The following is a 21,639-nucleotide window of genomic DNA, read 5'->3' as shown; positions in this document are numbered from 1 at the left end:
CAAAGTGGCACAAGTGCAGCATCCGGCAACTGGCCTGCAGCGTTCCAACATCAGAATTATTCGAATGTTTCGAAGCGGCTGACGAATCATGCGAGAGGTATTGACGGGCTTTACCGCGTCCCTATCATCCGAGATGCTCGGCAAGTCGACTGTTGTTCGACATTCCGCACGAGAACTCGCATCTCTGAATGTCATGCACGCGCCAATGATCACCCGCACCCGACCGTACGAGGAGAAAAATGAACCCGCTGAAGCGGCTCGGCCGTCGCCGAGCCTCGGTCTTAGGTCTGCTCGCCGTGGCCGCCCTGGTGACACCCGGGACCGCCGCCGGTGCGCCCGGCCCCGCGATCCAGGCATCCACGCTGGGTGCCCAGGCCGCACAGTCCGGGCGGTACTTCGGGACCGCCGTGGCCGCCGGACGGCTCGGCGACAGCACGTACAGCAGGATCCTGGACCGCGAGTTCAACGCGGTCACGCCCGAGAACGAGATGAAGTGGGACACGACCGAGCCGTCCCGCGGCTCGTTCAACTTCGGCCCCGCCGACCAGATCGTCAGCCACGCCGCGGCGCACGGTCAGCGGATGCGCGGCCACACCCTGGTCTGGCACTCCCAACTGCCCGGCTGGGTCGGTTCCATCAGGGACGCGAACACGCTGCGCAGCGTCATGAACAACCACATCACCACCGTCATGAACCACTACAAGGGCAGGATCTACTCCTGGGACGTGGTCAACGAGGCCTTCGCCGACGGCGGCAGCGGCCAGCACCGCTCCTCGGTGTTCCAGAACCTGCTGGGCGACGGCTTCATCGAGCAGGCCTTCCGCACCGCACGGTCGGCCGACCCGGCGGCCAAGCTCTGCTACAACGACTACAGCATCGAGAACTGGAGCGACGCCAAGACCCAAGGTGTCTACCGCATGGTGCGCGACTTCAAGGCGCGCGGTGTGCCCATCGACTGCGTCGGCTTCCAGTCCCACTTCGGCACCGGCGGACCGCCGTCGAGCTTCCAGACCACGCTGTCGAACTTCGCCGCGCTCGGCGTGGACGTACAGATCACCGAGCTGGACATCGCGCAGGCCTCGTCGACGGCGTACGCGAACACGGTGCGGGCCTGCATGAACGTGCCGCGGTGCAACGGCATCACCGTCTGGGGCATCCGCGACAGCGACTCCTGGCGCAGCGGGGAGAACCCCCTGCTGTTCGACCGCAACGGGAACAAGAAATCGGCCTACCAGGCGGTGCTGTCGGCGCTGGGCGGCACTCCCGCGACACAGCAGGCCACCGCCCCGTCGACCCGGTCCGCCACCGCGCTGCCCTCCCGCTTCTCGTGGAGCTCCGGCGGCCCGCTGATCGCACCCAAACCGGACGCCACCCACAACATCGCCGGAATCAAGGATCCGACGGTCGTCCGCTACAACGGCAAGTACCACGTGTTCGCCAGCGTCGCCAGCCCCTCCGGATACAGCCTGGTGTACCTGAACTTCAGTGACTGGTCCCAGGCAGGCTCGGCCACGCACCACTATCTGGACCGCACCGCCATCGGCACCGGATACCGGGCCGCACCCCAGGTCTTCTACTACGCGCCGCAGCGCCTGTGGTACCTCGTCTACCAGACCGGCAACGCCTCGTACTCCACCAACTCCGACATCAGCAATCCCAACGGGTGGAGCACCCCGCGCAACTTCTACTCGTCGATGCCGGACATCATCCGGCAGAACATCGGAGGCGGCTACTGGGTCGACATGTGGGTGATCTGCGACAGCGCCAACTGCTACCTGTTCTCCTCCGACGACAACGGGCACCTCTACCGCTCGCAGACGACCGTCGGCCAGTTCCCGAACGGCTTCACCAACACCGTCATCGCGGCCCAGGACTCCAACAAGTACGCCCTGTTCGAAGCGAGCAACGTGTACAAGGTGCAGGACAGCAACCAGTACCTCCTCCTCGTCGAGGCCATCGGCTCGGACGGGAAGCGCTACTTCCGCTCCTGGACCGCGAGCAGCCTCGCGGGCTCCTGGTCACCCCTGGCCGCGTCCGAGAGCAACCCGTTCGCCAGGGCGAGCAACGTGACGTTCCCCGCCGGCACCTGGACCCGGGACATCAGTCACGGCGAGATGATCCGCGCGGGCTACGACCAGACGCTCACGATCCCGGCCTGCAAGCTGCAGTACCTGTACCAGGGCAAGGACCCCAACGCCGGCGGTGACTACAACAGCCTGCCGTGGCGGCTGAGCCTGCTCACCCAGACCAATTCGACCTGCTGACCAAATGGGCCCCGCCGCTCGTGCGGGGCCCACACCGACCGTCGGTGCCCGGCTCGCCGAGCACCCGGACATCAACATGATCGCGCTGACCGGATCGGTCGGCAGCGGCCGCGCAGTCGCCCGGGCCGTCGCCGACAGCCTCAAGCGCGTACATCTCGAACTCGGCGGCAAGGCCCGGTGGCGATCTTCCCGGACGCCGACCTCGCGGCCGCCGCATCGTCTTCCCTGGGCGGAGTGCTCACGATCACGGACACCACGAGAAGTCCCTGCGCGACTTCGACTACCGCGCCAACCCGCGGGCGTCGAGACGAAGAGGCGCTGCTGGAAGCTGCTCCTGCCCGACCCGGCGGCCCGGGCCGCCCCGGCGGGGCTCCCGGCGCGAGATGCCCCCGACGCAGCACCGGGACATATACTGAACGTAATCGAAAAATACGCACAGTGATGCCCATGACGGGAGTCGCCATGCCCATGCTGCTCATCGAAGGCTCGTTCAAGGTGTCGGAGACGGCCAAGCCGGACGGCGACACCGTCCCGTTCATCCCGGACAACGTGGCCGACTGGAAGCTCGTACCCGGGTGTAAACCGATCCTGCCCGCGGCCGACGGCCACGCCAACATCCGGCTGGAAGGCATCGATGCGCTGGAGACCCACTACGGGGGCAGCTACGGACCGGACCAGCACCAGCCGATCGAGCTCGCGCACCAGGCCGCGGACGAGCTGCTGAAGTGGCTCGGCTTCACCAGCATCGTCCGCAAGGCGGACGAGACCGTCACCCTCACCCCCACCAGCGTGCCCGGCTTCATCCTCACCCGGGGCACCGACATCTACGGCCGCTGTGTGGCCCTTGTCGGCCGCGGCGCCCCGCCCGGCTGCACCGGCTACGAGATCAACGTCGACGACGCCCTGCTGAAGAAGACGGCCAACCACTACCTGCTCTCGCTCGGCCTGGTCTACCCGACCTTCTACACGGGCTTTCCCGTCTCTCTGCGCAATGTCCTCGCCGCAGCCGCCAAGCAGGCGCGCGAGTCCACGCCTCCGCTGGGCGTGTGGGCCAAGGACGTGACGCAGTCCGGAGTGAAGATCACCGGGATGGCCTCGCTCACGGCCGACGACGGGGCGGTCATCCTCCCGAAGCTGTTCCGCCGGCTGAAGGAGTATCTGGACCTCAACCCCACGGACCCGTCACTGACCTGCTTCCCGTCCTACCTGGGCGGAGGCGCGGACAAGTTCTACCTCCCGCCCGCCACGAAGCAGATCACCGGCCTGCAGCACGCGGTCGAGATCACCAACGGCAACACCGTGAAGATGACCCACCAGCCCGAGGAGATCATCTTCGACGAGAAGTGAACCCGGCCGGGAGCCAACTGCCCATGACCTCTCCACGTGAGCGATGCGCCCGTGGCCTGCTCAGGCGTCGCTGAGGTTACTGTGCTCCGCCGACATGCCGTCAACGCGTCGGCGGCCAGATGACACCGAGGATCACCTGCACTTGGTCGACCAGATGCGACGGATCGAATCTGCCGGGATCGGTGAGCGCGATACGGCCGAAGTGTTCGGCGCAGGCGACAAGGGCGTGGGCGAGGACCTGCGGGTCGAGTGCCGGGCCGCTCCTGTCGGCCAGGACGACGGAGATCCATTCCTCGACACGGAGCCGAAACCGCTCTCGGTCCGCTTCGATGCGGTCGCGGACGACGGTGGGCATGTTGCCGGGAGTCAGCAGGATCAGCCGCCAGGTGTCCGGGTCCTCGCGGAGCATCGCGGACATCCGACGCACGGCCTCGGAGACGTACGCAGCGGGGTCGCGCAGATCGGGCGTGCCGGGGATGGTCTCAAGCAGGCGTCCGAAGGCCCGCGCCTGCTGCCGGTCGAGCAGTGCGGTCAAGAGAGCGTCGAGGTTCTCGAAGGCGCCGTAGACCACCGACCGGGCGACATCGGCCCTCTTTGCGATGGCATCGATGGAGACCCGGTCGTAGCCGTCACTCACGATCACGGCGAGGGCCGCGTCGAGCAGCTGCTCGCGGCGTTCCGCGATCGGGACGCGCGGGGCGTAGGGGCGTCGCTTGCGTGGCCTGTCTTCCGAAGTTGCGGGTGCTGACACCTTGGCATCTTACGACATGCGTGTCTTAATTTAAGACAGTAGTGTCGTAATCGAGGGCGGCGTGCGCCCGGACGCGCATGAGGAGCGGCTCCATGGCGAAGTCGAAGCGGAGTGAGGTCGAACCGCACGAGGACTACGGCTTCTTCGGCCCGGGTTCGGTGGTCTGGAAGGTCTGGAGCTATCCGACGGCGCCGACGGTCGGTTTTCAGCGGGCCGTGGTGGTGGAGGAACTCGACCCACCGCTGGTGGCCGCCGTCCACGCGACCCAGGGCATCTACCGGCGCTCCCGCACCCGCTACGACCGCACCCTGCGCTACTTCGCGATGGTGGCCTTCGCCGGCTCCCGGGAGGTGTGCAAGGCCGCGGACGTCCTCGTGAAGGTCCACTCCAAGGCGATCGGCGAACTGCCCTACGGCGGCGGGACCTACGACGCCAACAACCCTGCCTCGCAGCTGTGGATCCAGCTCACCGGCTGGCACTCGATCCTCTACGCGTACGAGAAGTACGGCCCCGGGAAACTCACCGCGCAGGAGGAGAAGGAGTACTGGGAGGCATGTGCGGTCGCCGCGGAACTGCAGACCTGCTCGCCCGACGACATCCCCCGCAGCCGCGAAGGCGTCCGGGCCTACTTCGAACGTATGCGCCCGCGGCTGTCCGCCAGCCCGATCGCCCGGCAGGCGATGCACCACCTGCTTCGGAGCGAGCTCGTACTGCCGCCGACACCGTGGTGGGCGAAACCGGCGACTCTGGCTGTCGCGAGGGCACAGCGGATCGCCACGATCGCCACCATGCCGCGTTGGATGCGTGAGATGTCCGGGATCCGGCAGTCACGCCTCCTCGATCTGCTCATCGTGCCCGTCATGAAAACGGCCTTCGCGCTCGCCCACCTCAGCCCCAGGGCCGAACTGCGCCTGCTGGCGCGGCTCTCGCCCTCCACGGTTCCGGTGATCGCGCCGATCAAGCTCGGCATCCCTCCCCGCAAGGAGGAAGTGCTGGCGCCTGCGGAGGCCCGCACCCGCTACGGCTACGCCAAGCCCGCCGAAGCCCACCTCGAATTCCGGGCCCGGCAGGCCGCGCGCGTCTTCGACGACAGCAAGGCACCCAGCGACCAGGGGCTCATCGAGTCCCAGGAGATCCTGGGGCCGCTCTCATGACCTCGACGCGAGAGTCGACCGCGCCATCCTCAAATGTACTGCCGCACCCGAACATTTGAGTAAGTGCCCGAATAGGAAACCATATTTGGGACATCGCGGATTGGGGTGTAACGCGGCCAGGTCGGCAAGGCGCTGAAGAACAGAGGCGTGGGAAAACCTCGGACTGAATTCAGACGCCCCGGGCGACCGTGCCGACACGACACCTCATCAGATCGGAATTTCCTCGTGAGCAACACAGACCCGGTTTCCGGATACCAGACGTACAACCAGCCCTCGGGGCCGGACCGCTCCCTGCAACGTCAGGCCGCCGGTCGGCGCACGGCGCTGACGATCTGCACGATCGCCGACACGGCGGCAGGTCTGCTGGTCCTGTGGATCCTGCTGTTCCTGCTCGACGCGAACCTGGCGAATGTATTCGTCAAGTTCGTGCACGGAATGGCGGACTGGCTGGCCTGGTGGTCGCAGGACATTTTCACGATGGACACGGAAGGCCTGCGCGTCCTCCTCAATTATGGTCTCCCGGCCGTTCTGTATTTGCTGATCGGTCACGGAATCGCCGCACGGCTCAATCGCGCCTGACCTGAGCTCCCCGGCAACCGTCGCGTCACTCCTCGTCACGCAGCCGGGCCGCCAGGGAGGTCAGCGGCTCGCTCTCCTCGGTGTGGCCCAGGGCGGTCAGGTGGGAGATCGCCGCGTCGAGGCGGGTGAGGGCGGGGGCGGGGCGTTCCAGGTAGAGGCCCTCGACGGCACCCGCGAGGCGGATGCACTCGGCCCACTCGCCGGCGCGGCCGTCGTCCGTTCCCGGTTCGCCGAGCAGTGCGAGGGCCTTGTCCAGGGCTGCCAGGGCGTCCTCGTACTCGCCGGCGTAGGTGTTGACCCGTCCGTGTTCGTAAGCCAGGGCGGTGTCCAGGGAGCGGCAGTGGGCCTCGTATCCGGCGGTGCGGGCCTCGTCGGCGATCCGGCCGGCGTCGGCGAGGAAGGCGAGGGCGTCGGCCAGGCCGTCGGGGCCCTGCCGTTGGGCCTGGAGGCGGGCGAGTTCGCGCAGGCAGTTGCTGAGCTGCTCGTAGCGCGGGGCCCGGGCGTGGGCGGCGAGTGCCTGGTCCGCGGCCTCGCGGGCGCGGCCGAACTCGGCGGCCTCGCCGAGGAGTACGGCCGTCTCGGCGGCGATCATGGCATGGCTTCCCGGGTCGTCGTCCCAGTCGGCCGACTCGGCCGCGAGGGCGACGAACTCCGCCGTGGCGGCCTTGAGGTCCTCCCCGGTGTGCAGGGCGCGGGCGCGGGTCAGGCGCAGCTGGGCGACGAGCCGGTCGTCCACCTCTCCGGCCGCGATGTCCGGTTCGGCCGGCAGGGAGTCGAGCAGGGCGATGCAGTCCTCGACGCGGTCCAGGTCGAGGCTGATTCGGGCTGCGTTGCTGTAGGTGCAGTAGGCGTCCGTCCGGCTGCCGTGGCGAAGGTCCAGCTCCGCGGAGCGCGTCAGATGCCGCAGGGCCTCGTCGGGGCGCCCCAGGTGCATACAGGCCTCGGCCAGATCACCGTGGAGGCGGGTGGTGTCGACGGAGTCGGCCGGCCAGTCGCAGACCCTCGGTGAGGTCCGCGTGTGCGGCCTGCGCGTCCCGCAGGCCGAGTTGGAGGCGGCCGCGCAGGCCGAGTGTGCGGGGCAGATGCCAGGCGGGGCCGTGTGCCTTCAGCCGGTCGAGGAGGGCGTCGAGTCGGGTGACCGCGGCGGGCAGGTGGCCGGAGATGGCGTATGTGCTGGCCCGCAGCTGCAGGGCTCCGGAGATCTGCCCGACGATGTCGTGCCGGTTGGCGAAGGTGTGCAGCAGGTCCACCTCGGCGAGGACCGGTGCGACGTGCTCGTCGCTCCGTGACGTCTGCAGGCGCAGGGCGAGCGCGGTCGCCCGCAGTCGCAGCAGGCGGGCCTCCTGGTACGGGGCGAGGCCGGGCGTCTCCTCGTGCAGACGGACCATGGACGTGTGGGCGGCGGTCAGAGCGGCGGCCTTCGCCTCGGCCCCATCGGCTCCGTCCGTGGGGCTCTCCGCGGGGATCTCTGCCGTGGCGAGCAGAGCGCAGGCAAGGGCGAGCGCCGCGTCACCCGGCCGTCCGGCAGCGTCGTACAGGACCGCGGCCTCCTCGTGGAGCTCGGCGGCGACGGCGAATTCGTCCTTGTTGCCCGCCCGGTTCGCCTCGTCGGCCAGCAGGTCCGCGCAGTTGTACGAGCGGGCCCACGGCCGGGTCGTCGGGGTGGGTGTAGTCACGGGCGGCGACGAGCTTGCGCAGCCGCGCCCAGCAGGCCTGTGCGGTCGGGTGTTCCTGCTCGTCCAAGGCCCTTGCCCGGAGGATGAGTTCGGGCAGCGAGTCGGGGACGGCGGCGGGCGCGGCGACCGGGGCGACCGGGGCCATGTGGTCGAGGCTGCGGGGACGCAGGGTCAGTTCCAGTGCGTCCAGGAGCGGAGCACGGTCGAGGCGGGCCCGGCGGCGGTCGGTGTGGGCCGTGGTTCCGTTGCGGGCGTCGAAGCGGGCGGCGAGGTCGTCGGCGCGACCGCGCACCTCGGAGCGCAGGCCGGCCACCCTCCAGGTGCGGCCCGCGTAGCCGGCGGCGGGCACCGGGCGTGGTGACCGAACTCGGCCGGCCGCGGGCAAGCCCGCTTCTCCACCCGAAGGGTCCGGCAGCTCCTGGTGCTCACCCGCCCCGCAGCAGACGTCCGCCATGTGTGGCCGAATACAGCTGCATCCGGCCGATCTGCCCGGGCGTCCGTCTCAACGCAGCAACCAACCACGGTGCTTGTCAGTCGTCACCCATGATGACGCTCACCGCTCTCCACCCTCGGCCAACCCCCCACTGTCCGCGAATGAGGCCGCATGCTCCGTATCCATTTCACCACCCACGACTTACAGAACATCCGAATCTCACGCCGACCCGACCCGCTGTGGGAACTCGTCTGCGCCACCTGCCGGTTGGTCACACACCAGGGACCACTCGAGTTCGGGTCATGGCGTCACTCCGTCCGCGAACGCCTCGCCACGGACCCGGTGGCCGGCCGTGCCCTGCACACGCTGCAGACACTCGTCCCGCCCGTCGGGTACATCCCCGACTTCCTCACCCCGACCGTCCTGGAAGGGGGTCTGCCCGCGGCCCTGGAGGAAATACAAGCCACTCCTCCCGGCCGACTGCGGCACGAGTTGGGCAGGCTCGGCGCCGCGCGTCCCCTCCCCGGGTGGGCCACGACGCTGGGCCGACCGGGAGACCGCGGGCTGCGATCTCTGGCGAAGGCCCTGGAAATCTCCGCCACGACATTGCTCGAACCGCGCTGGGCCCACGCCCGCAGAGCCATCCGTGACGAGGTCGACCTGCGTTCTCGTGTCCTCCTCGACGGCGGTGTCCTGGCTCTGCTGGAGAGCCTGCGTCCGCTCGCCCGGTGGCGAGCGCCCGTCCTGGAAGTGGAGTATCCGACCCACCGCGACCTGCATCTGGAGGGCCGCGGGCTGCTTCTGGTCCCGTCCTACTTCTGCTGGCGCAGGCCCACCGCGCTGGCCGATCCGGCCCTCGGCCCGGTTCTCGTCTACCCGGTCACCGCACGGCCGCTCGACTCGATCACCCTCAACGACAACGGACTCGACCGTCTGCTGGGCCGCACCAGGGCCTCGGTCCTCGCCGAGGTGGCCCGCAGCGGTCCCCGGACCACCTCCGAAGTGGCGACGGCTGTCGGTATCGCCCTGCCCAGCGCCAGTTACCAGCTTGCCGTCCTCCGCGACGGGGGGCTGGTGGCAAGCCGGCGCGAGGGCCAGTACGTGCGGCACTCGGTGACGCTCATGGGCCACCGGCTCCTGGACGGAGAGGAAGGAGAGTTGCAGCAGATGGGGCAGACCGTCGGCGGCACCCCGTAGCGGGAGTGGCGGCTGTGGCGGCGGCTCCCGCACAGCCGCCGCGCACAGCCGTGCCTCCACCGAGGCAACTGTCCGCAAGCTGCCCGCAATTCGAGCACATTCGAAATGCTTCTCCCCCACCCCGCGCACGGGCGAACATCGTCGGCGGTGCGTGACCGCGAAGCACCGCGGCGACCGCACGAACCGCACCACTCGACCCAACGGGGGGAAACTTGAACCTGCTCCGCAATCACTGCAGCCGTCGCGCCGCAACCGCGGCCGTCACCCTTGTGATGGCGGGTGTCCTCGGAACCGCCGGAGCCACGGCCTCCAACGCCGAGACCGCGGCGCCCCAGACACAGCAGATCGCCTCGTCCGTCCTCGGCAGCGACTACAAGATCACTCTCACCGCGCTGCGCTCGACTCAGGACGAGTACGCCGCCTCGGTGCGGCTGCAGGTCTACACGCACGACAGCGGCAGGTGGAAGGAGTCCGACCGGGTCACGGTGGGCGATGTCGACGGATGGTACTGGTACCCGCTGACCGGCAGCCAGGCCGTCTGCGAGTTCACGACCGCGAGCACAGAGCCCGCGCCGGTCGCCGTCAGCCTGACGATCACCCCGTCCATCGGCTGCTCCCAGCCGGCGCACTACGTCGTCAAGCAGGGCAGGGTCTACGCCGGCTGAACCGTGCTACGGCCGCCCCCATCAGTTCAAGTACCGCCACGACATCGCCTACTTCCGGGCCGCGCCATTGCGACCGACTGCGTGGTCGATGCCCTCAACAACCACTGGTGAGCCAGAACAAGCCGGAGATCTGCGTCCAGTGGGGCTCTTCCGGGACGACTTCGACCAGTGCGGTGCCTGCCGTCGACCGGGGAGAAGGAGGCTCAGGCGAGCTCGATGTCCGGACGGTACATGTCCAGCCACACGGCCAGGTCCAGCGCGCGTTCCAGACCACGCCGTTCGGACTGCGTGTTCACGGGCCTGTCGCGGTGGGCGACGCGGTGGAGGCGGTCTCGGTCGACGAGGTCGAAGACGGGATGGGCGGGCTGGGCCAGCAGGTCCTTGGCCTGGTCCTGGAGTGCGGTGGCGTACCTGGGGTCCTGCGTGGACGGATAGGGGCTCTTGACCCTGTCGTACACCGACTTCGGGAGCAGATCGGCGGTCGCCTCGCGCAGCAGGCTCTTCTCCCTGCCGTCGAAGGACTTCAGCGACCAGGGCGTGTTGTAGACGTACTCCACCAGACGGTGGTCGCAGAACGGGACCCGGACCTCGAGGCCGACGGCCATGCTCGCGCGGTCCTTCCGGTCGAGCAGGACGCGGACGAAGCGGGTGAGGTGGAGATGGCAGATCTGCCGCATCCGGTACTCGAAGTCGCTCTCGCCGTCGAGGCGGTGGATGCCGCCGACGGCGGTGCGGTAGCCGTCGGCGACGTATCCGTCCAGGTCGAGGGAGGCGAGCAGGTCCGGGCGCAGGACCTCGGCGTCCTCGCCGAAGTGGCGGCGGAGGTTCACCAGCCAGGGGAAGGTGCCGCCGCTGCGGGCCTCCTCGTCGAAGAACTGCAGGTAACCGCCGAAGACCTCGTCGGCGGACTCGCCGGAAAGGGCGACGGGGGCGCCGGGTGCGGGCATGGCAGGGGTCTCAGCCGCCCGTCGACTCCCGGATCACCAGGGAGAAGCCGCCGACGACGTCCTGGTGCCGGGTCGGCGGCTGGGTCTGCTCGATGCGCCTGATCAGGAGGTCGACCGCACGCTCTGCCATACCGTCGTGGTCCGGATCGACGCTGGAGAGCGACGGGATGAAGAACTCGCTCTCCGACACATTGTCGAAGCCGATCACCTTCACCTCGTCGGGTACGCGCGTCCCGACGTCGGCCAGGCCCCGGAGCACGCCCATGGCGAGGGCGTCGGTCACGCAGAACACACCGTCGAAGTCGAGCCCGCTCTTCGCCATCTCCCGGGCCCGTTCGGCACCTTCGCGCATGCCGAGCCGGTCCACCTGCTGCACCAGGACGCGGTCCGCGGACAGGCCCGCGTCCTCCAAGGCCTTCCGGTAGCCCGTGATGCGGAGGCTGGAGGTGTCCACTTCCTCGACCGCCCCGCACACGATCGCGATACGCCGGCAGCCCCGCTCGATCAGATGCCGGGTGGCGGCGTGGGACGCGTCGAAGTTGGGCATGGCGACGTGGTCCACGGGGGCGCCGAAGATCCGGTCGCCGAGGATGACCACCGGGTGGTCCACCCTGAGCCGCTCGGCATCGCCCTGCCCCATGCCCGCGGCGCTCAGGATGAGCCCGTCGTAGAGCCGGTTGCGGGACAGGGACAGCGCGTCCAGCTCGTTGTCCCGAGAGGCGGTCTGCTCGATGCTCACCCTGAGGCCGCGTCGAGAGGCCGCGGCGATGATGGCGGCGGCCAGCAGCCCGTAGTAGGCGCTGTCCACCTCCGGAACGGCGAGGCCGATGGTTCCGGTACGGCCCTTGCGCAGATTGCGGGCCGCGACGTTGACCCGGTAGTCGAGCCGGGCCATGGCCTCGAGCACCTTCTCGCGCGTCGCGGGGCGGACGTTGGGATGGTCGTTGATGACGTTCGAGACGGTCATCGGTGAGACCCCGGCCGCCTTCGCCACGTCCTGGATCGTTGTCACCCTCACCCCTGGCCTGCCGTCCCGGAACCCACTCGCATGCTAAGCCGCACCCCGGCTGCGCAGGGCGGTGCAGGAGTGCGGCGGGGTCGTACTCGCGGTCGGGTCGTGTCAGACGAGCGGGGCGCTCAGCGTGACGAACGAGTGCGGCGGCAGCGTGAGCGTGAGCCCCTGGTCGGTGGCCTTGAGGGCGTCGAAGGGGCGCGGGGTGACCGTGTCCGGCGTGCCGGGCGTGTTGTGGTCCTGCAGCCGGTCGGCCGTCAGGATGCGGGCGCTCGGCTCGCCGACCGAGCGGCCGCGCAGGTCGAGCGTCACCTCCGCGGGCTCCTCCGCGTCCAGGTTGGACAGCGAGATCAGCACCGCCCCGTCCTTGACGCTGGCGGAGGTGGACAGGGTCTCCAGCTCCGTGTCGCCGACCGTGCGGCGCGGGGTGTCGCCGCGCAGATGGACGGTGAGTGAAGTGGCGTCCTGGTGACCCTTGTTCATCTCGAAGACGTGGTATGTGGGGGTCAGGACCAGGCTGTCGCCGTCGGTGAGGAGCATGGCCTGCAGGACGTTGACAGTCTGCGCGATGTTGGCCATGTACAGGCGCGCCGCGTGGCGGTGGAAGATGTCGAAGTGGGTGGAGGCCACCAGCGCGTCCCGCAGGGTGTTCTGCTGGAACAGGAAGCCCGGGTTCGTCCCCGGTTCGACGTCCCACCAGGTGCCCCACTCGTCCAGGACCAGCCCGACGGTGCGGCCCGGGTCGTAGACGTCCATCACGGTGGAGTGGCCGGTCAGGATGCGGTCGAGGCGGCGGGCCGCGACCATGGTGCGGTAGTGGTCGGCGGTGTCGAAGACGGTCGCGCTGCCCTTCGCCTCCCAGGGGCCGGCCAGCGTGTAGTAGTGGACGGACAGACCCTGGAAGAAGTTCTTCGGGGTGGCCTCGCAGCCGAAGCAGCTGATCTGCTGCATCAGCGTCTCGGTCCACTTGTAGTCGTCGTCGGATGCACCGGAGGCGATGCGGTAGAGCTTGTTGTCACCGTGGTCACGGCAGTAGGTGGCGTACTGACGGGCCAGGTCGGCGGAGTACTCGGCGCGCATGTTGCCGCCGCAGCCCCAGGTCTCGTTGCCGATGCCCCAGAACTTCACGCGCCACGGCTCCTCGCGGCCGTTGGCCTTGCGCAGCCGCACCATCGGGCTGTCGCCGTCGCGGGTGAGGTACTCGACCCACTCGCTCATCTCCCGCACCGTGCCGGAGCCGACGTTGCCGCTGATGTACGGCTCGGCGCCCAGCAACTCGCACAGCGCCATGAACTCGTGGGTGCCGAAGTGGTTGTTCTCCTCGACGTTGCCCCAGTGCGTGTTGACCATGCTAGGCCGCTGCTCGCGCGGGCCGATGCCGTCACGCCAGTGGTACTCGTCGGCGAAACAGCCGCCCGGCCAGCGCAGGTTGGGGATGTCCAGGGCACGCAGCGCCTGGACGACGTCGAGGCGGATACCGCCCTCGTTGGGTATCGGCGAGTCCTCCCCGACCCAGAAGCCGCCGTAGATGCAGCGGCCGAGATGCTCGGCGAAGTGACCGTAGAGGTGACGGCTGATCCTCGGGCCCTCGATGTCGAGGTTGATGACCGCGGTGGCGTTGGACACGGACATACTCCTGTGTCGAGTCGATGACGTGGGTGGGACCTGGGGGGCGCAACCGGTGCCGGGGAAATTGAGGCGAGTGCCGTACGGCAACCGCTTTCTTGTAGCGATACAAATGTAGCCGTCGCGGTCCTGCCTTCGCCATGGGATGTGCTCAGGCCCGTGTCACATCGCGGTCGTGGTCGGCCGCGTACGCGGCGAAGACCTCCGTCGTTGTGCCGCCCGTGTGCAGAAAGCGCTGGTCGAGAATGGTGGCGAGGTCGTCCAGCGCGCCCGCGAGCAGGTCCGCGGTCAGTCGCACGTCCGGCCGTCGGGCCGCCTGCCCTCGCCGGGCAAGAGCTACGGCGTAGCCGAGGATGGCTGCCAGGGAGGAGTGGTCCTCGCCGTCGTGGAAGTAGTAGGCCTCGGCGTACTGGGTGAAGTCGATGCGCACTCGTACGACCTCGGTGGCCAGGCTGTCCAGCAGTGCCGCTCCGGCCACGCTGTCGATGTGTTCGGTCGTCGGGGCCGAGCGGTGCAGCAGCGCCAACCGGATGGCCAGGACCCTCCTACGGGTCAACGCGGGGTAGATCTCCAGCACCCAGGAGACCGTGGCCGTCAGGAGGGCGAAGCCGACGAGGGCCTCCAACGGAGAGACCAGGCGGAGCCAGCCGTCGCCGGGCGTGATGTCCCCCAGCCCGAGGGTGGCGACGGTGACCAGGGACAGGTAGACCGAGTCGAGCAGTGCGGGCTGCTGTGCCGCCCTGGAACCAGGCGTGAGTGTGAACGCGCCCGGCATGTGGGGCCAGTAGATGATCGCCCACCCCAGGATGATGATGACGGCCCAGAGTCCCACCACCGTCACCATGGCCAGCGGCCCGACGAGACCGACCACGCGGCGACGGACCCGGAGGCGCCGGGCCAGTCGCCACATGCTCGTCATGACGAGTCGGCTGATGCCTCCGTGGCGGGTGGGGTGCCAGAGCGTGTGGAACAGATCCCGCAGGACAGCCAGGACCAGTCCCACGCCGACCAGCGAGACCAGCCACTCCATCCACGTCTCCCACGGGCCTGTTCCGTGAGGCGCCTCGGCGGCCCCAGCGAATGGGAGCCTCGCACCTCCCGCCCGATTTTGCCCTGGTTTCAGCTGCTACGCCAAGGGTGGCAGCGGCACGGGGCAGCACGAGGTCGGCGAGGGTCGCGAGCGTGCAGGGACGCCGGGGCTCGGTGACGATGCACTCCGGACTCGTTCACCCAGGCGCTGACAGCGTCCGGCCGCCGGAGGGCACGGGCTGCCTGGTGACGGGAAGGGCCGTCACGCGGTCGGGTAGAACTTCGGCGGGTCGTCCGCGAGCCGGTGGCGGACGTGCGCTCCGCCGCCCCAGTTCTCGTAGGTGAAGCAGCCATCTGCCGTCGGTGGTCGGGGCGATGGTGGTCATGTCACCCAGGACGCCGGGCCAGGCGGTCCGCCGTGCGGAGTTCGGATTCGCCCCAGGCGGTGACGGTCACCTCGTCGTCGACGCGGATTCTGCCGGGCCGCAGCACGGAGAGTTTCGTGCCGAAGGCGACTCCGCCCTCGGCGGCCCGTCGGTAGGCGGCGAGCGTACGCAGGGGTTCGGGGCCGGCCCTCTTCGCCGACTCCTGCTCGACCAGGGTGACGGCGCAGCGGATGGCGAGCTTCGCATAGCCCAGCTCGGCCGTGCCCACGCTGAGGCCGCGGGCGCGGTCCTCGGTGTGCGGCTCGTCCCAGCCGTCGATCACGATGTTCGGGCGGAAACGGTTCACCGGCAGGGGTGCGGCACCGCGTTCGGCGAGCTTCTGGTTGAGCAGGTCGAGGGTGGAGCGGGAGAGGACGTGCAGGGCACAGCTGTCGGCGTAGCCGGAGGTGCCCGGGGTCCGGCCGTCGGTCACCCGGTGGTGGTCCGGCGGCACACGGACCAGGCGGCTGCGTGTGCCCAGTACGTCCGAGAGCCATTCGGCGACGGTGTCGCCCTGGTCGATGCCCTGGTAGGCGGTCCCGAACAGGTCCACCGGTCGGCGCGCACCCGAGGTGTCCACCGGGAGATCCAGCGACTCGGCGTCCGGCACGCGGAGCACAAGCCGTCCACCGTCTTCACTGATGGCGGGGCGGATCAGGGCCAGTCGTGGATCCCGGCGCTGCGTGCGGTACACGCCCGCTTCGCTGACGACCATGAAGGTACGGTCGTGCGCGAGACCGGCGGGCGTCAGCAGCGCCTCGCGGGCCGAGACTGCGGCACATCCTTTGACGGGGTAGTACGACAACTCGACGACGCGGGCCACGCCGTTGCCTCCGGCTCTGCTAGGCGGTGACGAGGGCGAGAGTGAAGCCGTCGTAGCCCTTGGCGCCGACGGTCTGGATGGTGGTGGCGGTGAGTCGGGGGTGCTGCGCGATCAGCTCGGTGAAGCGGCGGACGCCCTGGACGCGCGGATCCACGTCGGCGGGGTCGGTGACCGCACCGTCACGGACGACGTTGTCGCCGACGATGACGCTGCCCGGCCGGGTGAGCTTGAGCGCCCACTCCAAGTAGGCGGGATTGGAAGGCTTGTCGGCGTCGATGAAGACCAGGTCGAACGGTCCTGCCCCCTCGTCCGCCAGCCGGGGCAGAGCATCCAGGGCCTTGCCGACGCGCAGGTCGACGATGTGGTCGAGCCCGGCACGGGAGACATTGGCGGCGGCCACGGCGGCATGGTGCTCGTCGGCCTCCAGAGTGACCAGGCGTCCGTCGGCCGGCAGAGCCCGGGCGAGCCAGATCGTGCTGTAGCCGCCGAGGGTGCCGATCTCCAGGATCGAACGGGCGCCCTGGATCGTCGCCAGCAGGTTCAGCAGCTTGCCCTGGTTGGGGGCGACCTGATGCGGCGGCAGCCCTGCCGCCTCGCTGCCCGCGGCGGCCGCGAGCAGAGCTTCGTCCTCCTCGACCAGCAGGCCGTTGAAGTAGTCGTCGACGGCGGTCCAGGTCTGCTGAGTCACGGCAGGTTCCCCCTCGATATGCACTGAGTTCCTAAAGGGAACCTACTATGGATCGCCGACGGCCCGTCAAAGGTTTTCAGCTTGTGAGGATGACGAGTTGCTGCGTCGCCCGCGTCATGGCGACGTAACGGTCGACCGCTCCTTCGACGTCGGTGCCGAAGGCCTCCGGGTCGACGAGGACGACCAGGTCGAACTCGAGCCCCTTCGACAGTTCCGGGGTCAGCGACCGGACCCGGGACGTGGCCGGGAAGGTGGGATCGCCGATGACGCAGGCGATCCCCTTGGCATGCGCGGCGAGCCAGGTGTCCAGGATGGTGTCCAGCTCCGCGACGGAGCCGTGTACGACAGGGATGCCACTGCTGCGGATGGAGGTCGGCACGTTGGCGTCCGGGAGTACCGCCCGGATGACCGGCTCGGCCTCCGTCATGACCTCTTCCGGCGTGCGGTAGTTGATGCTCAGGGAGGCCACACCGACCCGGTCCAGCCCGATCCGTTCGAGCCGTTCCTGCCACGACTCCGTGAACCCGTGCCTGGCCTGAGCGCGGTCACCGACGATGGTGAAGCTCCGGGACGGGCAGCGCAGCAGCAGCATCTGCCATTCCGCGTCGGTCAGTTCCTGGGCCTCGTCCACGACGATGTGCGCGAACGGGCCGGCGAGCAGATCCGGTTCGACGGGGGTCAGTTCTGCTTCGTCGACCAGGCTGACCTTCGCGTCCTGGCCGCGCAACATCCTCACCAGGCCCTCGCCGTCATCACCGTCGGCACCGGAATCGGCCACCGCGTCGATGAGGTTGTCCACGACCTGCGCCATGCGTTCGCGCTGGGCCGCGATGACGGCCGCATGCCGGCGCTTGCGCAGGGCCGTCTCCGGATCGCCGAGCCGCTGCCGAGCGGCGTCCAGGAGCGGCAGATCGGACACCGTCCAGGCCTGGGCATCCGCCCGCTGCAGCTTGCGGACGTCCTCGCGACTCAGCCAGGGCGCGCACATCCGCAGATAGGCGGGCACCGACCACAGGTCTGAGACCAGGTCGGCCGCTTCGAGCAGCGGCCATGCCCGGTTGAGGGTCCCCACCAGCTCCTTGTCCTGGCGCAGCGCCCTGCGGAACTGCTTCGGCGGCAGGTCGTCGCCGTCGTATCTGTCCTGAAGGATCGTGACCAGCTTCTCCCAGATCTGATCACGCGCCTCGTTGTGCGGGGTGCCGGGTTCCGGCGCGTCGAACGCCTCGGCCCAGTCGGCGGCTGTCAGCCGGATGTCGGTCCAGTCGACGGTGACCGTCATCCCTTCGGCGGGCGGCTCCTCGTAGAACCGGACGGCTTTCTCGACTGCCTTCACCATCTCCGCGGACGACTTCAGACGGGCCACGTCGGGGTCGGTCTCGACGCCCGCGTCGGCTCCCTCCTCGACGAGGTCCCGCAGGATGCAGGTCTGCACGCCCTCCTCGCCGAGGCTCGGCAGGACGTCGGCGACATAGTCCAGGTAGGGCCGGTGCGGACCGACGAACAGCACGCCGCCCCGACGGTGACCGAGGCGGGGGTCGGAGTAGAGGAGGTGGGCGGAACGGTGCAGAGCGACGACGGTCTTGCCCGTGCCGGGACCGCCGTCGACGACGAGAGCGCCGCGGGATCCCGCCCGGATGATGGCGTCCTGGTCGGCCTGGATGGTGGCGAGCACGTCCCGCATGCGGGACGAACGGTTGCTGCCCAGGCTGGCGATGAACGCGGACTGGTCGTCGAGCGCGGCGCGCCCTTCGAGCCCGTCGGCGGTGAACACCTCGTCCCAGTAGTCGCTGATACGGCCGCGGGTCCAGCGATACCTGCGGCGGCTGGCCAGCCCCATCGGGTTGGCGTGGGTCGCGGCGAAGAACGGCTCGGCCGCGGGAGAGCGCCAGTCGAGCAGCAGTCGACGACCTGTACTGTCGGTGAGGCCGAGTCGTCCGATGTAGACCGGCTCGGGGTCGTCCGCGCCGACGATGTGTCCGAGACACAGGTCCAGGCCGAAGCGACGCAGGGCGCGCAGGCGACCGGTCAGCCGGTGCACCTCGATGTCCCGGTCCATCGCCTGCCGGCCGATGCCGCCGGGTTCCTTGAGCTCGGCGTCGAGACGGGCGGACAGTTCGGCGATCGTCTGCTCGAGGCTCTCCGCGATCGCCGCGAAGTGCTGTTCGTCGCCGGCGATCAGGGTCGGGGCGGCCTTGTGGGCGAGCCGGTCGGGCAGGTCGAACGCACGGGTGGTCGGAGGGGTCATGTCGCCAGACAGAACATGCACTTCGTGAAACTCCCATTTCCGCAGCTTGTGGCCTCGGCGTGCGATTGTGCGGCACGACCGGGGCCTTGCCGCAAGCCCCCCAGTGCGCTATAAGTTGAGAGTGGCAAGGAGTGAGTGACCTCCTTGCCTTTGTTTTTTCTGCCTGCCTTGAGCCGGGTGCTCAGGCCGGCTCGCCCCGCAGGATGCTGTAGCGCACGCCGTCACGCCACTGTCCGTCGCGGAAGGCGATGCTGCGCAGGACGCCCTCGCGGGTGAATCCGACCTTTTCCAGGGCGCGTTGTTCGGGGATGTTGCCCGCTTCGGTGTCCGCCTCGATGCGTACGACCGTTGTGTTCGCGAAGAGGTAGTGGACCAACTGCCGTTGCGCTTCGGTTCCGACGCCCTGTCCGCGGGCCTCCGGCAGCAGGTTGATGCCCATGTTCCAGTAGGTGGTGGTCCGGGTGGGCCTGACCTGCCGCCAGGCGACGAACCCCAGCCGCTCCGTGCCGCGCACCACCATCAGATGCCCTCCGTCGTCGCCGAGCAGACCGTTCTCCGCCCACTGGCGCCGCCAGCGCCCGGTGTCCGACCAGCCCACCACTGGAAGGGCACAACGGTCTCCGGATCGATGAGGAAGCGTTCCATGACAGGCAGGTCGGGCTCGGCCACCGGACGCAGCGCAACACCGTCGATGCTCATGGGCGCCACCCTACGGCGCGGCTCGACGGTTGTGGGCGCTCCGGGGACGGGGTCAACTCCGTTGCCCTGCCCAGCCGGTGAGGGCGACGACCTCGCGCGCGATGTCCCCGACGGTGCGTCCGTCCGTCATGACACGCACCGCCTCCGCCGGGGCCCGCCGGTCCAGGATCCGGGCCTTGCGGGCGCTGCCCTCCAGTTCCTGTTCCAGCTCCGAGCCGAGTTCCCGGCGGACCAGCCGCTCTCGGGCGGTGGCGTCGGAGGCGGTGAGCAGGACCCGTACGGCCCGTACCTCGGCCCCCATGGCGCGCTCGAACATGCCCGCCGCCTCAGGAAGCACACTCGTCGTGTTCGTGTAGATCAGCCGGCGACAGCCGCGCCGGGCGAAGTTCGCCCATACCGCGGTCAGATTGCTCTCGGTGATCTCGGCGCGATGCGGATCGCCTTCCGGGGCCGGGTGCACCTGCCCCATGAAGTCACCGTCGATGATCGCGTGGGCAACCGCCGCGGCCCGCAGCAGCGCCGACACCTCCCACCCGACCGTCGTCTTGCCGACTCCGGCCCGTCCTCCGATGAGCAGCACCTCCGCGTGATCCATGGGAAGCAGCGTGCCAGTTCGCAGTCGTCCGACGCGATCCGATATCGAGCGGCCGCCGAGGCCGGCGCTCACCAGGCCTGGCCTGTCCGACGGGTCGCGAGCGCACCCTCCCCGGGGAGTGCTCGGCGCCCCACCGGTGCACGAGCGCCTCCAGAGCGCGGCGCCGGTGTCCAGGGCGCCCAGAAGCCTGGCGAGCAGGGCCTGACCCGTCGGACAGGCCCCAGGCCGGCCCTAAGCCAGGTCCAGCCCCGTCATCAGCTCCGCAAAGGCGCGGGCCGCCGTGGGTGAGGTGAGGAGGCGGTCGAGGCGGGCGCGGGCCAGGTTGCGGTGGAAGGGGCCCAAGGCGGTGTCGTCGCCGGCGTCGTGGAGGGTGCGGGTGAGCCAGTGGGAGAACTCCTGGTCGTTCCAGACGCGGCGCAGACAGCGCTGCGAGTAGCTGCGCAGGGCGGTGTCGTCGTGGTCGCGGACGGAGTCCCGGACGGCTCGGGCGAAGACGTCGGCGTCGTAGAGGGCGAGGTTCATGCCCTTGCCGCCCATGGGCGAGACGATGTGGGCGGCGTCGCCGACGAGATGGAGGCGGCCGTACTGCATGGGGTCGTGGACGAGGCTGCGGAGGCGGAAGATCTCGCGGTCGGTGATCGGGCCGGCGGTGAGGTCGGGGTCGGCGAGCCGGGTGCGCAGGGCTTCCCAGACGCGGGTGTCGGGCCAGGCGTCGGGTTGGTCGTCGGGCGGGCACTGGACGTAGTAGCGGCTGGTGTGCGGGCCGCGGGGGAAGTGGGCGGCGAAGCCCTGCGGGCTGACGGCGAGGAGCGGGTGGGCCGGGGGCGGGGTGTCGGCGAGGACGGTGAGCCAGCCAATGCCGTGGTCGATCGCGTACGCGGTGAGGGCACCTTCCGGGACGGCGGTGCGGCTGATGCCGTGGTCGCCGTCGCAGCCGGCCACGAACGCGCAGGTGATGGTGCGGAGGGTGCCGTCGGCGGCGCGGTAGCGGACGGCCGGGCGGTCGCCGGTCAGGTCGTGCAGGGAGACGTCGGCGGCCTCGAAGCGCAGATCGCCGCCGTCGGCGAGGTATGCGGCGGTCAGCTTCTGGACCAGTACCTGCTGGGGGCACAGGCGGGCTCGGGGGCCTTCGGAGCCGTCGTTGTCGGAGACCAGGTGGCTTTCGCCGTCCACCCGGAGCTCCAGGATGCCGTCGTACGGGATGCCGCCAAGGACGCGGTCGACCAGCCCCCAGGAGTCGAACATCCGCACGGCGCGGGTTTCGACGATGCCGGCCCGCTGGCGCTGCGCCACGTACTCGCGGCTGCGGCGTTCCAGGACGATGCAGTCGATGCCGCTGCGTCGCAGCAGGTTGGCGACCGTCAGACCGGCCGGGCCCGCGCCGATCACGACGACGGTCGTGGATTCCGATGAATCGGCCAACTCCCTTGCGTTTTCGGCCACTTGACCACCTCCACTGTCAGCCTAGCGGAGCGGTTCCGGTC

16 protein-coding genes and 3 pseudogenes are annotated in these 21,639 nt (G+C 69.4%); 7 read left to right on the top strand and 12 right to left on the bottom strand.

Going from position 1 to position 21,639, the window contains the following annotated elements:
• Nucleotides 1–239 precede the first annotated feature (239 nt).
• From IH68_RS0145335 to IH68_RS0145330, 3 genes and pseudogenes are all read left to right on the top strand, one after another.
• A complete protein-coding gene (locus tag IH68_RS0145335) occupies nucleotides 240–2,264 on the top strand; it encodes a non-reducing end alpha-L-arabinofuranosidase family hydrolase (protein ID WP_030948672.1) in 2,025 nt (674 codons plus the stop codon).
• A gap of 25 nt (nucleotides 2,265–2,289) precedes the next feature.
• A pseudogene (locus IH68_RS60015) lies at nucleotides 2,290–2,436 on the top strand (aldehyde dehydrogenase family protein); the annotation flags it as partial.
• A 275-nt stretch (nucleotides 2,437–2,711) separates the two neighbouring features.
• On the top strand, nucleotides 2,712–3,611 hold the full coding sequence (locus IH68_RS0145330) for a thermonuclease family protein (protein ID WP_234341809.1): 900 nt from the start codon (nucleotides 2,712–2,714) through the stop codon (nucleotides 3,609–3,611).
• 100 nt (nucleotides 3,612–3,711) lie between these two features.
• On the opposite strand, the gene IH68_RS52175 is transcribed toward IH68_RS0145330, so the two are convergent.
• Entirely contained in the window at nucleotides 3,712–4,362 is a 651-nt protein-coding gene (locus IH68_RS52175; RefSeq protein ID WP_078912906.1) for a TetR/AcrR family transcriptional regulator, read from the bottom strand.
• A gap of 92 nt (nucleotides 4,363–4,454) precedes the next feature.
• Here IH68_RS52175 and IH68_RS0145320 point away from each other — a divergent pair, with 92 nt between their 5' ends.
• Together IH68_RS0145320 and IH68_RS0145315 are read left to right on the top strand one after the other, a co-directional pair.
• Nucleotides 4,455–5,516: an oxygenase MpaB family protein gene (locus tag IH68_RS0145320; protein WP_030948663.1), complete on the top strand. Its 1,062-nt coding sequence runs from the start codon at nucleotides 4,455–4,457 to the stop codon at nucleotides 5,514–5,516.
• Nucleotides 5,517–5,741: 225 nt separating this feature from the next.
• A complete protein-coding gene (locus tag IH68_RS0145315; RefSeq protein ID WP_030948659.1) occupies nucleotides 5,742–6,095 on the top strand; it encodes a hypothetical protein in 354 nt (117 codons plus the stop codon).
• A gap of 25 nt (nucleotides 6,096–6,120) precedes the next feature.
• Here IH68_RS0145315 and IH68_RS50930 read toward each other — a convergent pair.
• Nucleotides 6,121–8,120 (bottom strand): annotated as a pseudogene (locus tag IH68_RS50930) (hypothetical protein); the annotation flags it as partial.
• Between the two features lie 255 nt (nucleotides 8,121–8,375).
• On the opposite strand from IH68_RS50930, the gene IH68_RS0145305 reads away from it, so the two are divergent.
• Both IH68_RS0145305 and IH68_RS0145300 read left to right on the top strand, forming a co-directional pair.
• Entirely contained in the window at nucleotides 8,376–9,401 is a 1,026-nt protein-coding gene (locus tag IH68_RS0145305) for an ArsR/SmtB family transcription factor (RefSeq protein WP_030948656.1), read from the top strand.
• A gap of 272 nt (nucleotides 9,402–9,673) precedes the next feature.
• Complete coding sequence (locus tag IH68_RS0145300) at nucleotides 9,674–10,066, top strand: hypothetical protein (RefSeq protein ID WP_051834068.1); 393 nt, start codon at nucleotides 9,674–9,676, stop codon at nucleotides 10,064–10,066.
• 203 nt (nucleotides 10,067–10,269) lie between these two features.
• Here IH68_RS0145300 and IH68_RS0145295 read toward each other — a convergent pair.
• From IH68_RS0145295 to IH68_RS0145250, 10 genes and pseudogenes are all read right to left on the bottom strand, one after another.
• A pseudogene (locus IH68_RS0145295) lies at nucleotides 10,270–10,992 on the bottom strand (asparagine synthase-related protein); the annotation flags it as partial.
• 31 nt (nucleotides 10,993–11,023) lie between these two features.
• On the bottom strand, nucleotides 11,024–12,025 hold the full coding sequence (locus IH68_RS0145290; protein WP_037886372.1) for a LacI family DNA-binding transcriptional regulator: 1,002 nt from the start codon (nucleotides 12,023–12,025) through the stop codon (nucleotides 11,024–11,026).
• Between the two features lie 108 nt (nucleotides 12,026–12,133).
• Entirely contained in the window at nucleotides 12,134–13,657 is a 1,524-nt protein-coding gene (locus tag IH68_RS0145285; RefSeq protein WP_030948644.1) for an alpha-N-arabinofuranosidase, read from the bottom strand.
• Between the two features lie 145 nt (nucleotides 13,658–13,802).
• Nucleotides 13,803–14,681, bottom strand: coding sequence for a potassium channel family protein (locus IH68_RS0145280; RefSeq protein ID WP_030948641.1), 879 nt, complete (start codon nucleotides 14,679–14,681; stop codon nucleotides 13,803–13,805).
• A gap of 386 nt (nucleotides 14,682–15,067) precedes the next feature.
• Nucleotides 15,068–15,928: an MOSC domain-containing protein gene (locus tag IH68_RS0145275; RefSeq protein ID WP_051834056.1), complete on the bottom strand. Its 861-nt coding sequence runs from the start codon at nucleotides 15,926–15,928 to the stop codon at nucleotides 15,068–15,070.
• Between the two features lie 19 nt (nucleotides 15,929–15,947).
• Nucleotides 15,948–16,616 (bottom strand): O-methyltransferase, encoded by a 669-nt coding sequence (locus IH68_RS0145270; protein WP_030948636.1) that lies wholly within the window; start codon nucleotides 16,614–16,616, stop codon nucleotides 15,948–15,950.
• Nucleotides 16,617–16,692: 76 nt separating this feature from the next.
• Nucleotides 16,693–18,861 carry an RNA polymerase recycling motor ATPase HelR gene (helR, locus tag IH68_RS0145265; RefSeq protein WP_030948633.1) on the bottom strand — a complete coding sequence of 723 codons (2,169 nt, stop codon included), beginning with the start codon at nucleotides 18,859–18,861 and terminating at the stop codon, nucleotides 16,693–16,695.
• Between the two features lie 181 nt (nucleotides 18,862–19,042).
• On the bottom strand, nucleotides 19,043–19,459 hold the full coding sequence (locus IH68_RS50925; protein ID WP_234341802.1) for a GNAT family N-acetyltransferase: 417 nt from the start codon (nucleotides 19,457–19,459) through the stop codon (nucleotides 19,043–19,045).
• A gap of 153 nt (nucleotides 19,460–19,612) precedes the next feature.
• Nucleotides 19,613–20,155, bottom strand: a complete 543-nt coding sequence (locus tag IH68_RS0145255; protein ID WP_030948630.1) for a hypothetical protein — start codon at nucleotides 20,153–20,155, stop codon at nucleotides 19,613–19,615.
• A gap of 231 nt (nucleotides 20,156–20,386) precedes the next feature.
• Nucleotides 20,387–21,598, bottom strand: a complete 1,212-nt coding sequence (locus IH68_RS0145250) for a 4-hydroxybenzoate 3-monooxygenase (protein ID WP_051834055.1) — start codon at nucleotides 21,596–21,598, stop codon at nucleotides 20,387–20,389.
• Nucleotides 21,599–21,639: the final 41 nt, after the last annotated feature.

Origin of the sequence: Streptomyces sp. NRRL S-646 (assembly GCF_000720765.1) — a bacterium.
Taxonomy (GTDB): Bacteria; Actinomycetota; Actinomycetes; order Streptomycetales; family Streptomycetaceae; genus Streptomyces.
Note: the sequence above shows the minus strand (reverse complement) of the source record. Positions and strands in the feature narration are given on the sequence as shown.